The following is a 14257-nucleotide window of genomic DNA, read 5'->3' on the forward strand; positions in this document are numbered from 1 at the left end:
CCGTCAGCTCTTCCAGGTGAACGTCGCCGAGGTCCGGCCCGGCAGCGAGTAAGTCGCGTGCTGGCCGCCCCAGTTGACGGTGACCGTCTTCGCTGACGTGGAGTCGTTGTAGGCGATCAGCGCCTTCGTGCCGTCCGTGTTCCGCCACGCCACGTTCGGCACGTCCGCACTGGCGGTGGAGGAGACGCGGGCGGCACCGGGCTGCACGAACTTCGTCAGGTGCCCCATCGTGTAGTACTCGACGGTGTAGTCGACCTGTCCGTGCCGCCCGTCGCCGTTGTGCACGGTGACGAGTCCGTCGCAGGTGCCGCAGCCGCCGTTGTGCGGGCCGCGGTTCTGGTCCACGGCGAGCGACCACTTCGTCACCGACTTCGCCCAGTTCCGGGTGTAGTCGATGATGTTCATCATGTCCTCGCGCTGCTGGTGACCGATCCAGGTCCCGCCCGAGTGCTCCGTCTGGAAGGCGTCGAGCTGCGGGTACTTGTGGTGGATCTCGGTCTGCTTGGACACGTTGCCGCCGTAGCCGTGCCAGGCGATGCCGCCGAAGTTGGGGTGCGCGCGCACGGCCGCGTCGTCGACGGTCTGGGCGGCGTACGCGTCGTAGGTGTCCCAGTTCCAGTCGTGCGCGAGGACCTTGGTGGGCAGGCCCGCGCCCGCGAGCTTGGGCAGGAGTTCGTTCTTCGTGAAGTACGCGAGTCCGTTGCCGTTCCAGCTCATCGACGGGTAACCGGCGCAGCAGGTCGGCTCGTTCTGCGCGGTGACGTAGTCGACGGGCACGCCCTGGTCGCGCCAGGCCTGCAGGTACTTCACGAAGTACTGGGCGTACGTCCCGTAGTACTCCGCCTTCAGCCAGCCGCCGTTGAGCTGGCCGTTGTCCTTCATCCAGGCCGGGGCCGTCCACGGCGAGGCGACCGTCGTCAGCTTCGGGTTGAGCTGCTCGGCCTGCTTGGTGAGGGGGAGCACGTCCTGGAGGTCGTGGGCGATGGAGAAGCGGGCGAGGCCCGGGTCGGTCTGCCCGGCGGGCACGTCGTCGTAGGTGTAGCCGAAGCGGGCGAGGTCGGAGCCGCCCATGGGGTTGCGGAGGTAGGAAAGGCCGATGCCCTCGGTCGGCGAGAACAGCTTCCGCATGGTCTCGTCGCGCTTGGCCTGGGTGAGCGCCCCGCTGCCGTCCAGCAGCCAGGCCGCGGTGTCCGTGAAGGAGGCGCCGCCGCCGGTGAAGGTCTGGTAGCGGGTGTTCTCGTCGACGGTGATGTTCGTGCCGCCGCCGCCCGTGCCGGGCTGGAAGGCGATGGGGGTCTGCGGCTGCAGGCCCCGGGTGACGTGGCGGCCGCCGCTGTCGTCGGTCGTGGTCAGCCAGATGGAGACCGGCTCGCCCGCCGCCTCGGCGGAGGACACGCCGAGGCCGGTGAGCCCGGCGGTGGTGAGGAGTCCGGCGGCCAGTAAGCGGGTGAGCCGGGTGGGCCCACAGGGGGTGGGGGTGGGTCTGCGCATGGGACGCTCGCCGCCCTTCGGGGGGTCGGGTCGGGAGCCATGGCGGGTGTCATGGCTATGTCATGCCTTAGTTCAAGGCGTGAGTTAACTGCCGCCCCAAGGGCCCGTCAAGACTTCGGGAGCCGAACGCAGCGAGCGCTTTCCGTACCGAAGGGAGGGAACGTTCCGGCCGTGGAGGAGTTAGCGTGAAGTATGAGGCCCACCAGGCAGACGGCGTCGCGGCTGACCCTGATCCTGTCCGGACTGCTCCTGGCCCTCGGCGCCACGCTCACGACGGCGCCCGGAGCCCAGGCCGCGACGGACGTCCAGGCCGTGGCCGACGCCTTGAAGAAGAACCCGGTGTACATCGACGAGGCCGCCGCCTCGCAGCTCTCCGCCGCCGACGCGGACGCCCTCGCCGACAAGATCAAGAAGGCCGACAAGCCGCTGTTCGTGGCGGTGCTCCCCGCCTCGTTCCCCGGCCGGGACGACCTCTTCCGTGACCTGCGCACCGCCACCGGCGTCACCGGCGCCTACGCCGTCCGCCTCGGCGACCGCTTCGACGCGAGGGCCGACGCCTCCGTGCTCTCCGACAACGCCGTCCGGAACCTGTCCTCGCTGGTTCAGGGCGAGGACGCGAAGTCCCAGCTCAACGACTTCGTCGACCAGGCGCTCCCGCAGCTGAGGGGCTCGGCGCCCGCCTCCTGGGGCAGCACGGGAGGCGGCGGCGACGGTGTGCCCGTCGGCGCCCTGATCGGCGTCGGCGCGGTGGTGGCCGCGGGCGGCGCGGGCGCCTACGCGATCGCCCGCCGCAAGCGCCGCCGGCGGGAGGACGAGCAGCGCGCGGCCCTGGACAAGCTGCGCGTCGTCGTCGACGAGGACATCACCGCCTTCGGCGAGGAGCTGGACCGCCTCGACTTCCATCCGGCGGAGGCGGGCGCGGACGACGCCATGCGCGCGGACTACGAACGGTCCCTCGACGCCTACGAGAAGGCCAAGTCGTTCATGGCCGCGGCGGAACGCCCCGAACAGGTGCGGGCCGTCACCCAGGCCCTGGATGACGGCCGGTTCTCGCTGGCGCTGCTCGCGGCCCGCCGGGAGGGCCGCCCGCTGCCCGAACGCCGGGCCCCCTGCTTCTTCGACCCCCGGCACGGCCCCTCCGTGAAGGACGCCGAGTGGACCCCCGCCGGCGGCGCCACCCGGGAGGTACCGGTGTGCGCGGCCGACGCGGTGCGCCTCGCCGACGGGGACGACCCGATGGCCCGCACCGTCACCACCGACTCCGGCGAACGGCGCCCCTACTGGGAGGCCGGACCCGCGTACGGCCCCTGGGCGGGCGGCTACTTCGGCGGCGGCCTGCTGCCGGGCCTCCTCGTCGGCACGATGCTCGGCTCCATGATGGCCAGCCCCGCGTACGCGGCGAGCTACGGCTCCGGATACGGGGACTTCGGCGGCGGCTACGAGGGCGGCGACGTGTCCGGCGCGGACTTCTCGTCCGGTGACTTCTCGTCCGGTGACTTCGGGGGCGGGGACTTCGGCGGGGGTGGGGACTTCGGGGGTGGGTTCTAGGCCGGGGTGGGATTCGGCTCGGGTTTCTGGGCGCTGGGGCTTCTGGGCCGGAGCGCCTTCCAACTCGGCGCCTAGGCCGGGGGGAGCGTCGGCCCGGGGCCGTGCGGCGGCTGGGTTGCCTCCCACGGGGTCGCGCCCGCCGCGACGAGGAGGGCGGCGGTCTCGGGGTGCGGGCCGTGCTGCGCCCAGCGCAGCGGGGACGAGCCCGTGCCGTGCTCCTCGCGGAGGTTCGGGTCGGCGCCGTGCGCGAGCAGGGCGCGCACGGTCTCGGTGTGCCCCCAGCAGGCGGCCGCGCACAAGGGCGTGCCGTCCGCGCCGAGCCCGCGGCTCTCGGTGTCGGGGGCGGCTCCGGCTGCCAGGAGCAGCCGGACGAGCGCGGCTCGACCGCACACGGAGGCCTCGTACAACGGGGTGGTCCCCTCGCGGTTGCGGCGCTCCGGGTCGGCTCCGGCCCGGAGCAGTGCCTGCGCGCGGGTGGGGGCGTCCATCCAGATGGCCTCGAAGAGCTGCCGGGAGAGCCTTTTCTGCTGTCGCTGTTTCATCGGTGCGGACGCTAGCCGCCGGGTACGTGGCGGGGCCACCCGTTTCCTCCGGCCCTCGGGTCCTCCGGTCCTGGCTTCCTCTGCCTCGCCGGTCCACCGGCCCTCCGCGCCACCGGGCGCCGTCAGCGCCCGGGGCTACGGTGGCCCCATGTCGAAGCTGAGTCACGGCCGCCTCGGCCACCCCCGCAACTGTGACCAGATCACCGTCCAGGCCGACCAGTTGGCCACGCATCTGAAGGACGCCGACCTGTCGACGCCCGTCCCGTCCTGCCCGGGCTGGACGGTGAACCAGCTGGTCCGCCACCTGGGCCACGGCTACCGCTGGGCGGAGACGACGATCCGCACCCGCGCCGCGGCCCCGCCCCAGGACACCGAGATGCGCGACCTCACGCCGTACGTCGACGAGGACCCGGCCGTCCTCGCCCCCTGGCTGCGCGAGGGCGCCGCGGCCCTCGCCGACACCCTGCGCGAGTCGGGCCCGGACGCCCCGGTGTGGACCCCGCTGCCGGAGGAGACGTCCGGCTTCTTCGCCCGCCGCTTCGCCCACGAGTCCCTGATCCACCGGGCCGACGCGGCCCTCGCCCTCGGCATCGACTTCACCGTCACGGACGAGGCCGTCGCTGTGGACGCCGTCGACGAGTGGATGGAGCTGGGCACACATCCGCTGCAGCTCTCATTCCACCCGGAGAAGCGGGAGTTGCTGTCCCGGGGGAGCACCCTCCGCTTCCTGGCGACGGACGCCCCGCCCGCGGCCCGCGCCGACTGGCTGGTCGACCTCCGGGGTGACGCGCTCGCCTGGCGCCGCACGGCCGACGACCCCGGCACCCCCGACGTCACCGTCACCGGCCCGCTCACCGCACTGCTCCTCACCCTCTACCGCCGCCGCCCGCCCGGCACCCCCACCACCGAGGTCACGGGCGACGCGGCCCTCCTCGCCCACTGGCTGGACCGCAACGGCTTCGGCTGAACTCCGCACCCCCGAGGCTCCGGTTGGCCGCGCCCCACGGCTCCGACCGACCCGCACCCCATGGGCGTGGCTTGACGTCAGCCCCAACTAACGAGACGATACGTATCGTCAAGAAGTGATAGACGTGGCACCCCACCGCGTCCGCCCACCCGTGCCCCGCCCCAGGAGACCCTGATGCGCCACCCCGCCACCGAGCAGTACGTCGACGCGGCCCCCGGAGTGCGCCTGTGGACCGAGCGTCGCGGCGCGCCCGATGCCACACCCCTGCTCCTGGTCATGGGCGCCACCGCCTCCGGCATCGGGTGGCCGGAAGCCATGGTGGACGCGCTGGCCGACCACCACCACGTCATCCGCTACGACCACCGCGACACGGGCCGCTCGACGACCGCGTACGACGAACAGCCGTACCGCGTCGTGGACTTGGCGCAGGACGTGATCGCCGTCCTGGACGCCCTGGAGATCCCGCGGGCGCACCTGGCCGGACTCTCCCTCGGCGGCATGCTGACGCAGTTGGTCCTCGCCGACCACCCCGACCGTGTCCTGAGCGCGACGCTCATGGGCACCTGCGCGCTGAGCGCCCACCCGTACGTCGCCCCTGACGGCACGTCCCTGCCGGTGGCCGAGCTGCCCCCGATCTTCCCGGAGGTCCTGGAGATGTGGGCGCGACCCGTCGAGGACGCGGGGACGGAGGCTGAGCTGGACCGCCGGGTCGCGCACTGGCGGGTCCTCGGGGGCGGTCAACTCCCCTTCGACGAGGCGTTCTTCCGGGATCTGGAGCGGCGCGTCATCGCGCACGCGGGCACGTACGAGGCGTCGACCGCACACGGCCGCGCGGACGACTCGGGGATGGAGCGCACGGTGGAGCTGGCGCGGAACGAGGTCCCGGTCCTGGTGACCGTGGCCCCCGCCGAGCCGGTGTTCCCGCCGCCGCACCCGCAGCACCTCGCCCAGGTCGTGGCGAACGCCCGCCTGGTGGAGATCCCGGGGATGGGGCACGCCCTGCCCCCGGCCGTGCAGGGGCCGTTGGTGACGGCGATCCTGGAGCACACGGCGACCGCGGCCGCGCGCCAGGCGAGGTGACGGTCGGCCGAGCCGCGCGCGGAGCGGCGTGCGGGGTGGCGGAGACCTACGCCGAGCCGTGTGCGGAGCGGCCGTGACATGCGCCGAGCCGCGTGCGGGTCAGCCCGCAGACGGCCTGAGTCCGGGCAGCTCCCACCGCCCGGAATGGCCGGGCGGCAGCCCCAAGTCCTCGCGTACCGCCGAGTAGTAGCCGTCGCGGGCCGTCCGCTGCCGGGCCAGGAGGCCCGCCCACGCCTGCGGGTCGTGGGCGCCCGCGCGCAGGAACCGCTCCATCTCGATCACGACGACCACCCACACCCGGGCCCGCTCCACCACCAAGGGCGAGCCGAGCAGGAGCAGGGCCTCGCCCGCCGGGTCGCGCGCGTCGGCGGCCACGGCGAGGTGCGGCTCGCCCTCGTCGGCGGACAGGGGGTGGGGGTGCGGGTCGTTGCCCTGGTGGGCGGCGATCCGGTAGGTGAGCGTCACGGTCTGCTTCAGTACGCGCGCGTACTCGGTGTAGACCGCGAGGCGCCGCTCCTCCCAGCGGGCCTCCCGCTCACGCCGGAAGCGCACCCGCTCGCCGCGCATCACGGCGACGTACGACCCCATGGCACCGATGACCACGCCGATGAGGGCGGGCAGTTGGGACAGGAACTCGGACACCGCCGAACGGTACCGTGCGCTCCCGCCCGGCGGCCGGGCGTTACGCGGCGTTCTTGATCGCCGAGATGTCGAAGTTGAGCTTGATCTTGTCGGAGACGAGCACGCCGCCGGTCTCCAGGGCCGCGTTCCAGGTCAGGCCCCACTCCGAGCGCAGGATCTCCGCCTTGCCCTCGAAGCCGACGCGCTCGTTGCCGAACGGGTCCTTCGCGGCGCCGTTGAACTCCAGGTCGATGCTCAGCGGGCGGGTGGTGCCGAGGATCGTGAGGTCGCCGGTGATGCGGTAGTCGTCGCCGCCGAGGGCCTCGGCCTTGGTGGAGCGGAAGGTCATCTGCGGGAACTCGTCGGTCTTGAAGAAGTCGGCGCTCTTCAGGTGGCCGTCGCGGTCCGCGTTGCCCGTGTCGATGCTGTCCATCGTGATGTCGAGGGCGGCCGTCGACGCGGACGGGTCGGCGCCGTCCAGGTGCAGCGTGCCGCTGAACTCCTTGAAGGAGCCCTTCACGTTGGTGACCATCGCGTGCCGGGCGACGAAGCCGATCGACGTGTGCGCCGGGTCGAGCGTGTACTCACCCGTCAGCGCGCCGAGCTCCGGGGTGGCCTCGGCGGTCGCGGGGGTGGCGCTGTCGTCCTTGCGGCTGAAGATTCCCATGGCGTGCTCCTCGGGGGACGGGCCGGGCTCCGGGCCTTCGGGGCGAGGAGTCGCGGCCGTGAGTAGTTGAGTGTTCAACGAGATTGACCGTAACGCTACTCGGTTCAATATTCAACATCAAGCGGAGCGTGTCGAGGCGATTACGCGTCGAGTGTGAAGAAGTGGGGCTGGATGGCGGAGTTCTGGCCGGGAGGGTGGCGGTTTTGAGCCGTTAAGAACTTGTCATGGCGCCATCGTGGTGCCAGAATGACGCCATGAATCTCACGCCGTATGTCGATCAGCTCCGGCAGGAGCTCGCGGTCGCCGCCGAGGCCGGTGGTGAGGACGCCCGGGCGATCGCCGAGCGTCTGATCGCGCCGCTGGAGTCGGCCACCCGACTCACCATGCTGAATGTGCTGTCCGCGGCCATGGACGAGATTACCCGAGACCTGGCGCCGGGCTCGGTCGACGTGCGTCTGCGTGGGGGCGATCCGGACTTCGTGGTCACGCCCGCCCCGGCGGGCGAGGGCTTCGACGCGGCGCCCATGGACCTGCGCGCGCCCCGGCCCGTCGTCGCCCCGGCGCCCGCGTCCGGGCCCGAGCCCGAGGAGGGCGGCACGGCCCGCATCAACCTGCGGCTGCCGATGCACCTCAAGGCCCAGGCCGAGGAGGCCGCCGCCGCCGAGAGCCTGTCGGTCAACGCCTGGCTGGTGCGCACCGTCGCCGAAGCGCTCAAGCAGGGCGATCCGGCCCAGCAGCCCGCGCCCCGCGGCCACCGGGGCGCGGGGAACAGCTTCACGGGGTGGGCGCGCTAGCGGCCCCCGGCCCCGGCCCGCACCAGCCGTCGGGTCCGGCCCCGGCCAAGCGTCGGGGCGCCGGCCAGGACACCGATCCGGACGCCGATCCGGACAACCCATCAGGATCAGGATGAGGACAGCCCCATGCCAACCTTCGACACCGCCAAGCCCGTCTACGCCTCGGTGATCCTGGAGGTCGGGACGGTGCGGATCACCGCGTCGGACCGCGCCGACACCGTCGTGGACGTGCGCCCCAGCACCGCGTCGCGCCCGGCCGACGTGCGCGCCGCCGAGCGCACGAAGGTCGAGTACGCGAACGGGCGGCTCGTGGTGAGGGGACCCAAGGAGCGCTCGCTGTTCGGCCGGGGCTCCTCCGTCGACGTGGAGATCGCGCTCCCGGAGGGCTCCCACCTCGAAGTCACCACGTCCATGGCCGACTTCAGCACGGCAGGACGCCTTGGCGAGTGCGAGGTGAAGACCTCGGCCGGGGACATCCGGGTCGACCGGGCGGGATCGGCGCGGCTGCTCACCGGGTTCGGCGAGGTCGTGGTCGACCGCACGGAGGGTCCCGTCGACGTCACCACCGCGTCCGGCGGGGTCCGGCTCGGCGAGATCGGCGGCGTCGCCGTCGTCAAGAACTCCAACGGGCCCACGGAGGTCGGCGAGGCCGCCGGTGACCTGCGCGTGAAGGCGGCCAACGGCACCGTCACCGTCGGCCGCGCGCTCTCCGACGTCAGCGTCAGGACGGCCAACGGCGCCATCCAGGTCGGCGAGGTCGTGCGCGGCAGCGTCGTACTGGAGACCGGCATGGGCCGCATCGACATCGGCGTCCGCGAGGGCACCGCGGCCTGGCTCGACGTGCGCACCAAGGTCGGGACCGTGCGCCAGGCCCTCGGCTCGTCCGAGGGTCCCGGCGACTCCGGCGAGACGGTCCAGGTGCGGGGGCGCACGGGGGCCGGGGACATCGTGATCCACCGGGCGTGAGCGGGGTGCCGCAAGGGTGCCCCCGCCTTCCTGGCCGGAACCGGCGGCCCTCCGGAACCCCCGCGAGGGGGCCCCGCCGGGCCGCCGCGCGAGCCGCCCCCGGACCCCGCGCCGCCGCCCCACCGGTTGTCGGGCCCCGCCAATTCGGCGACCCGCCGGCCCCGGCCGCTGTCCGCCGCCGAGCGCACCGGCGCCCCGCGCCCGCGCGGGCCTTCCGGTCGGCGTCCTGCGGTGACCGTCACGTCCTGTGAGCCACGACTGCGCAGCGTGCCCGGAATGGGTCGCTCCGCTATCGGGTGTGACCTGAGTCTCACCGGCACCGGTTGTGGAATCCCTACAGCCGAAAGGGCCTCTGAGCAGTCACTTCGGCTGCGCCTCGGGACGGTTCTGTTCGGGGGTGCCAGGAAAACGGTCCGGAGACTGTGCAGAGTCGACGGTCCGTTTTCCCTCGTGTCCTTCGTAAGGTCGAGAGCATGACCGTTTTGGACGAAGCTGGATCTTCCGCGGGGGAGCCCACCGACGCGCGGGGCCGAGTGGCCGAATTGGCCGAGATCCGCGCGCAGGCGCTGGCGGGACCCAGTGAGAAGGCGACCGAGGCGCAGCACGCCAAGGGCAAGCTGACGGCGCGGGAGCGGATCGCGCTCCTCCTCGACGAGGGGTCGTTCCAGGAGGTCGAGCAGCTGCGGCGGCACCGGGCCCAGGGCTTCGGCCTGGAGGCGAAGAAGCCGTACACCGACGGCGTCATCACCGGCTGGGGCACGGTCGAGGGCCGCACGGTCTTCGTGTACGCCCACGACTTCCGGATCTTCGGCGGTGCCCTCGGCGAGGCGCACGCCACCAAGATCCACAAGATCATGGACATGGCCATCGCGGCCGGTGCGCCGCTGGTCTCCCTGAACGACGGCGCGGGCGCCCGCATCCAGGAGGGCGTCTCCGCCCTCGCCGGGTACGGCGGCATCTTCCAGCGCAACACCAAGGCCTCGGGTGTCATCCCGCAGATCTCGGTGATGCTCGGCCCGTGCGCGGGCGGCGCGGCCTACAGCCCCGCCCTGACCGACTTCGTGTTCATGGTGCGCGACACCTCGCAGATGTTCATCACCGGACCCGACGTGGTCCGCGCGGTGACCGGCGAGGAGATCTCCCAGAACGGCCTGGGCGGCGCGGACGTGCACGCCGAGACCTCGGGCGTCTGCCACTTCGCGTACGACGACGAGGAGACCTGCCTCGCCGAGGTCCGCTACCTGATCGCGATGCTCCCGCAGAACAACCGCGAGAACCCGCCGGTGGCGCCCTCCGACGACCCCGTCGAGCGCCGCAGCGACGTCCTCCTCGACCTGGTCCCCGCCGACGGCAACCGGCCGTACGACATGACGAAGGTCATCGAGGAACTCGTCGACGACGGCGACTACTTGGAGGTCCACGAGCGCTGGGCGCGCAACATCATCTGCGCCCTGGCCCGCCTGGACGGCCAGGTCGTCGGCATCGTCGCCAACCAGCCGCAGTCGCTCGCGGGCGTCCTGGACATCGAGGCCTCCGAGAAGGCGGCCCGCTTCGTCCAGATGTGCGACGCCTTCAACATCCCGATCGTCACGCTCCTCGACGTCCCCGGCTTCCTGCCCGGCGTCGACCAGGAGCACGGCGGCATCATCCGCCACGGCGCCAAGCTGCTTTACGCGTACTGCAACGCGACCGTGCCCCGCATCTCCCTGATCCTGCGCAAGGCCTACGGCGGCGCGTACATCGTCATGGACAGCCAGTCCATCGGCGCCGACCTGACCTACGCCTGGCCCACCAACGAGATCGCCGTCATGGGCGCCGAGGGCGCGGCCAACGTCATCTTCCGTCGTCAGATCGCCGCCGCCGAGGACCCCGAGGCCATGCGCGCCCGCATGGTCAAGGAGTACAAGGCCGAGCTGATGCACCCGTACTACGCCGCCGAGCGCGGACTCGTCGACGACGTGATCGACCCGGCCGAGACCCGCGCCGTGCTGATCAACTCGCTCGCGATGCTCCGCAACAAGCACGCCGACCTGCCCTCGCGCAAGCACGGCAACCCGCCGCAGTAGCAGCGGCGCACCCCAGACCTCCCTCGTCCGCCTCGCAGTTCCCACAAGGAGCACACTGCAATGAGCACTCCCGACATCCGCGTCGAGAAGGGCCACGCCGAGCCCGAGGAGGTCGCGGCCCTCACCGCGATCCTGCTCGCCCGCGCCGCCGCGCAGCCCACCGACGCCCCCTCCCACCGCGGCCGCGACAAGGCCGGCTGGCGCCGCCTCGAGCGCACCCCGGGCTTCCGCGCCCCGCACAGCTGGCAGGGCTGAGCGGCACCGGCGCCACACCGACGCAACACCGACGGGCCCCGTCCTCCCGCAGCAGTTCGCTGCGGGGAGGCCGGGGCCCGTCGCGTGTCCGGGACCCTGGGCCTCGTCAGGCCTCGTCAGGCCTCGTCAGGCCTCGTCAGGCCTCGTCAGGCCTCGTCAGGCCTCGTTCAGGGGGTGCGGGTGGCCGTCCGGGGTCAGGCACCGCCAGACGCCCCCGCCCGCGAGGGGCTCCAGGTCCGACGGCAGCACGCACTCCACGACGGTCAGGGCCGGGTGCGGGGAGCCCGCCCGCAGGGGCGCCCAGTCGCTCAGGTCGTAGCCGGTCAGCTCCAGCTCCCGCAACCGTGCGAGGAGGTCGGGATCGTCCAGGCCGCACGGGCGGCCCCGGCCCGCCAGGGTGAGCCGCCGCAGCCGGTCGTATCCGGTGAGGGGGCCCACGTCGTAGTCGGCGGGGAGTTCACCCAGGCGCAGATGGCGGAGGGTCGCGGGCAGGGGCACGGTGGCGAGCGGGGGCAGGTCCTTGAAGCGCAGCGTCAGGATGCTGAGCCGGGTGAACTCCCGCAGGACGTCGAGGCGGTGCGGGCGCCCCCGTCCGGCCAGGGACAGGATGGCCAGGTCGGGGCGCCCGCCCAGCAGGGACAGATCGGCCTCGCCGTGCACGTTGGCCAGCCAGAGGGCGCGCAGCGGGGGGAGTTCGGCGATCCGGGCCAGGTCCGGGATCGGGTACTCCACGGCCACCCAGCGGACCTGGTCGAGCCGGGTCGCGCACGCCCACTGGCCGGGATGGCTCAGGTGCATGATCAGCTCGCCCAGGGGCAGCCGCGGCAGCACCGCGTGCGCGTAGGCGGCGGTGTCGAAGTACTCCCAGGAGTCCAGGAGGTGCTGCCCCACGACGGCCCTGTCGGTCGCCGCGTACCGCTCCAGTCGCGCCAGCGCCCCGTCCCCGCCGATCTGCGCCACCGTCGCGACGGTCGCCACCGCGGTCGTGTCGCTCAGCCCCGCCAGCGTCTCGGGAAGGAGCCGCAGCAGCGGCGGCCCCACCGCCGCCAGGGACGCCACCTCCGACTGCCGCCGCGGCGGCACCAGGCGCGCCACCGCCTCGTCCAGGCGCGCCGCCAGGGCGTCCGGCACCGACGCCATCGTCTCCTGGCAGGACGCCGCGACCAGCCGCAGCGCCCTGGTGTGCCGGGGCTCGCGCCCGGCCCGCTCCAGGACGCCGCCGAGCAGCTCCTCCTGCTGCGTGCGGTTGGCGTGGCCCGCCGCCATCACCACCGTCTCCCGCCACAGATCCAGGTGCGCCCGCCCCACCAGATTCCCGATCCGGTCCTCCACGGCCGCCTCGTACGCCGCCAGATACTCCTGGAACGTCCGGTGCACGAAGTCGAGACGGCCCTCGGCGGGGGAGCGCAGGACCCCCGAGCGGTGCAGCAGATGGTCCAGGACGGCCGGTCCGTCGAGGCCGTCCAGGTGCCGCATCGCGGCGAGCTTCGCGGTGACGTGCGCGGCGGCCCGCTCCGCGGTGATCTCGGTGCGGCTGTTGTCGGACAGGCGCCAGGCCAGATCGCGCAGCAGGCACAGCTTGTCGGTCAGCGTCAGGGGCACCGGCAGCTCGCTGCGCACGCCCCGGTCGTTGTCCCGCTGCTGCACCAGGACTTCGAGGGTCATGCGGTACAGCTCCATGCGGTTGCGGGGGAGTTGTCCCCGGCGGGCCAGGTGCAGCGCGCACAGGAGCGCCGCGAGCAGCGGGTTCGTCGCCAGGGACTGCAGGTGGGGGCGGTCCTGGAGGTTGGTCACCAGGGAGCGTTCGTAGCGTGGCAGGTCCTCCTCCGCGCAGCTCGCGTCGGAGCCGTCCCGCACCGCCTGGTGCCACTGGCGGATGAAGGAGGCCAGGTCCGCCGGAGTCATCCGGGCGAGGTGCAGCGCGGCGAACTCCTCGGCGCGCAGCCAGTCGCCGCGCGCCGCGGCGGGCCGGGACGTCACGACCACGCGGGAGTCCGGATACTGGTGCAGCAGCCCGCGCAGCCAGTCCCGCACCCCCCGCCGTTCCCCGGCGAGCAGCTCGTCGACCCCGTCCACCAGGAGCAGCACCCGCCCGTCCGCGAACGCCCGGTGCATCCACCCGGCGGGCATGAGCCCCGTCAGCGGCCCGGCCACCCGGTCCAGCATCGCCTCCGGCGCGGGCGGCGGACTCCCCGCGTACTGCCGCAGCTTGACCAGGACCGGGATCAGGCCGTTCCACTCGGCGAGGTCCCCGGTGAAGGCACCGCGCGCCGCCGTCACCGCGAGCCACTGCAGGAGCGTCGTCTTGCCGGACCCGGCCTCGCCGCGCAGCAGCACCCGGGGCGAGTCCCGGAGCGCCGCCTCCACCCGCATGCTGGACGACCGCTCGGCCTCGCGCGGCTCCCAGTCCTGGGCGCCGGACCGCAGCGCCGGGCGCGGCCGGTCCCGGCGCCGGGACCCGCCGTCCTCCGAGGTGCGCAGGCTGACGTACGCCACGGACAGCTTGGTGCGGGGCGCGCGGTCGGACGGGCCGAGGCCGAACAGCTCGATCTCGTCCAGGGACTTGCTCACCAGACTCAGGTACTGGTTGCGGAACGCGTCGTCCTCGCCGGTGCCCTGCGGCGCGTACAGCGAACGGGCGGGCAGGCGCTCAAGGACCTTCTGCAGCTCGTCGGCGAGGGACGTCGACCTGGCGAGGAGCTCGGTCACGGCGCGCTCGGTGAACACCGGCAGCCTGCGCAGCACCCGGACGTAGCAGTCGCAAGCCTCGGCGAGCACGATCTCGTGGAAGCGGGTCTCCACCTCGGAGAAGCCGTCCGGCACCGGTACGCGGGCGCGCACCCGCCGGGTCAGTTCCGCCGGGTCCGCGTCCGAGCCGAGCACGGCCTCGTCGGAGAGGTCAGCGCGTACGAAGGCGTCGGTGACCGCCGCGAGCACCGCATCGCGGCCGTGGTCCGTCAGCCCGCGGAACTCGTGCTCCAAGAGGGGCTGCACCCGCCCGGCGACGGCGTCCGCGATCTGCTCGAACTGCCGCTCCACACCGCGCCGCGCCCGCAGGCCCGGCACCCGGACCCGGATCAGCTCGCTCATGGCGGTGCGGGCCTGCTGCTCGCGTTCCTTGGGGGCGAGCCATAATCGCACCGCCCGCGTCGCCACCGTGCCGCCCAGTCGTACCGCTGCCGCCTCCGCGCTCATGCACAGATTGTGAGCGAACACACAGGTCGGCGGGGCCCGTTCCGGCAAGATCCGGCATCAGGCCC

The 14257-nt window shown here is 73.1% G+C and carries 11 protein-coding genes and 1 pseudogene; 7 read left to right on the forward strand and 5 right to left on the reverse strand.

The features are described 5' to 3' along the window. Window positions 1-12: 12 nt before the first annotated feature. Window positions 13-1491: pseudogene (locus tag IE274_RS34170) on the reverse strand (glycoside hydrolase family 30 protein); the annotation flags it as partial. 192 nt (window positions 1492-1683) lie between these two features. On the opposite strand from IE274_RS34170, the gene IE274_RS34175 reads away from it, so the two are divergent. Further along, entirely contained in the window at window positions 1684-3039 is a 1356-nt protein-coding gene (locus IE274_RS34175) for a hypothetical protein (RefSeq protein ID WP_190119831.1), read from the forward strand. 71 nt (window positions 3040-3110) lie between these two features. Here IE274_RS34175 and IE274_RS34180 read toward each other — a convergent pair whose 3' ends face one another. Continuing rightward, window positions 3111-3581 carry an ankyrin repeat domain-containing protein gene (locus IE274_RS34180; protein WP_190119832.1) on the reverse strand — a complete coding sequence of 157 codons (471 nt, stop codon included), beginning with the start codon at window positions 3579-3581 and terminating at the stop codon, window positions 3111-3113. Between the two features lie 148 nt (window positions 3582-3729). Between IE274_RS34180 and IE274_RS34185 the strand changes: the two genes are divergently transcribed. Both IE274_RS34185 and IE274_RS34190 read left to right on the forward strand, forming a co-directional pair. Next, complete coding sequence (locus tag IE274_RS34185; RefSeq protein WP_190119833.1) at window positions 3730-4548, forward strand: maleylpyruvate isomerase N-terminal domain-containing protein; 819 nt, start codon at window positions 3730-3732, stop codon at window positions 4546-4548. 174 nt (window positions 4549-4722) lie between these two features. Beyond that, complete coding sequence (locus IE274_RS34190) at window positions 4723-5628, forward strand: alpha/beta fold hydrolase (RefSeq protein WP_190119834.1); 906 nt, start codon at window positions 4723-4725, stop codon at window positions 5626-5628. Between the two features lie 99 nt (window positions 5629-5727). Here IE274_RS34190 and IE274_RS34195 read toward each other — a convergent pair whose 3' ends face one another. Continuing rightward, the gene (locus IE274_RS34195; RefSeq protein WP_190119835.1) at window positions 5728-6270 is read right to left on the reverse strand and encodes a hypothetical protein; all 543 of its coding nucleotides are present in this window, start codon (window positions 6268-6270) and stop codon (window positions 5728-5730) included. 40 nt (window positions 6271-6310) lie between these two features. Then, a complete protein-coding gene (locus IE274_RS34200; RefSeq protein WP_190119836.1) occupies window positions 6311-6916 on the reverse strand; it encodes a YceI family protein in 606 nt (201 codons plus the stop codon). A gap of 254 nt (window positions 6917-7170) precedes the next feature. On the opposite strand from IE274_RS34200, the gene IE274_RS34205 reads away from it, so the two are divergent. From IE274_RS34205 to IE274_RS34220, 4 genes are all read left to right on the forward strand, one after another. Beyond that, window positions 7171-7710, forward strand: a complete 540-nt coding sequence (locus tag IE274_RS34205) for a toxin-antitoxin system HicB family antitoxin (RefSeq protein WP_190119837.1) — start codon at window positions 7171-7173, stop codon at window positions 7708-7710. A gap of 126 nt (window positions 7711-7836) precedes the next feature. Beyond that, a complete protein-coding gene (locus IE274_RS34210; protein ID WP_190119838.1) occupies window positions 7837-8676 on the forward strand; it encodes a DUF4097 family beta strand repeat-containing protein in 840 nt (279 codons plus the stop codon). A 473-nt stretch (window positions 8677-9149) separates the two neighbouring features. After that, window positions 9150-10742, forward strand: coding sequence for an acyl-CoA carboxylase subunit beta (locus IE274_RS34215; RefSeq protein WP_190119839.1), 1593 nt, complete (start codon window positions 9150-9152; stop codon window positions 10740-10742). Between the two features lie 60 nt (window positions 10743-10802). Then, window positions 10803-10997, forward strand: a complete 195-nt coding sequence (locus tag IE274_RS34220; protein ID WP_190119840.1) for an acyl-CoA carboxylase subunit epsilon — start codon at window positions 10803-10805, stop codon at window positions 10995-10997. 156 nt (window positions 10998-11153) lie between these two features. Here the strand turns inward: IE274_RS34220 and IE274_RS34225 are convergent, their stop codons facing one another. Further along, window positions 11154-14192 carry an NACHT domain-containing protein gene (locus IE274_RS34225; protein ID WP_190119841.1) on the reverse strand — a complete coding sequence of 1013 codons (3039 nt, stop codon included), beginning with the start codon at window positions 14190-14192 and terminating at the stop codon, window positions 11154-11156. Window positions 14193-14257 lie beyond the last annotated feature (65 nt).

This window comes from Streptomyces flavofungini, from assembly GCF_014650815.1.
Lineage (GTDB): Bacteria > Actinomycetota > Actinomycetes > Streptomycetales > Streptomycetaceae > Streptomyces > Streptomyces flavofungini.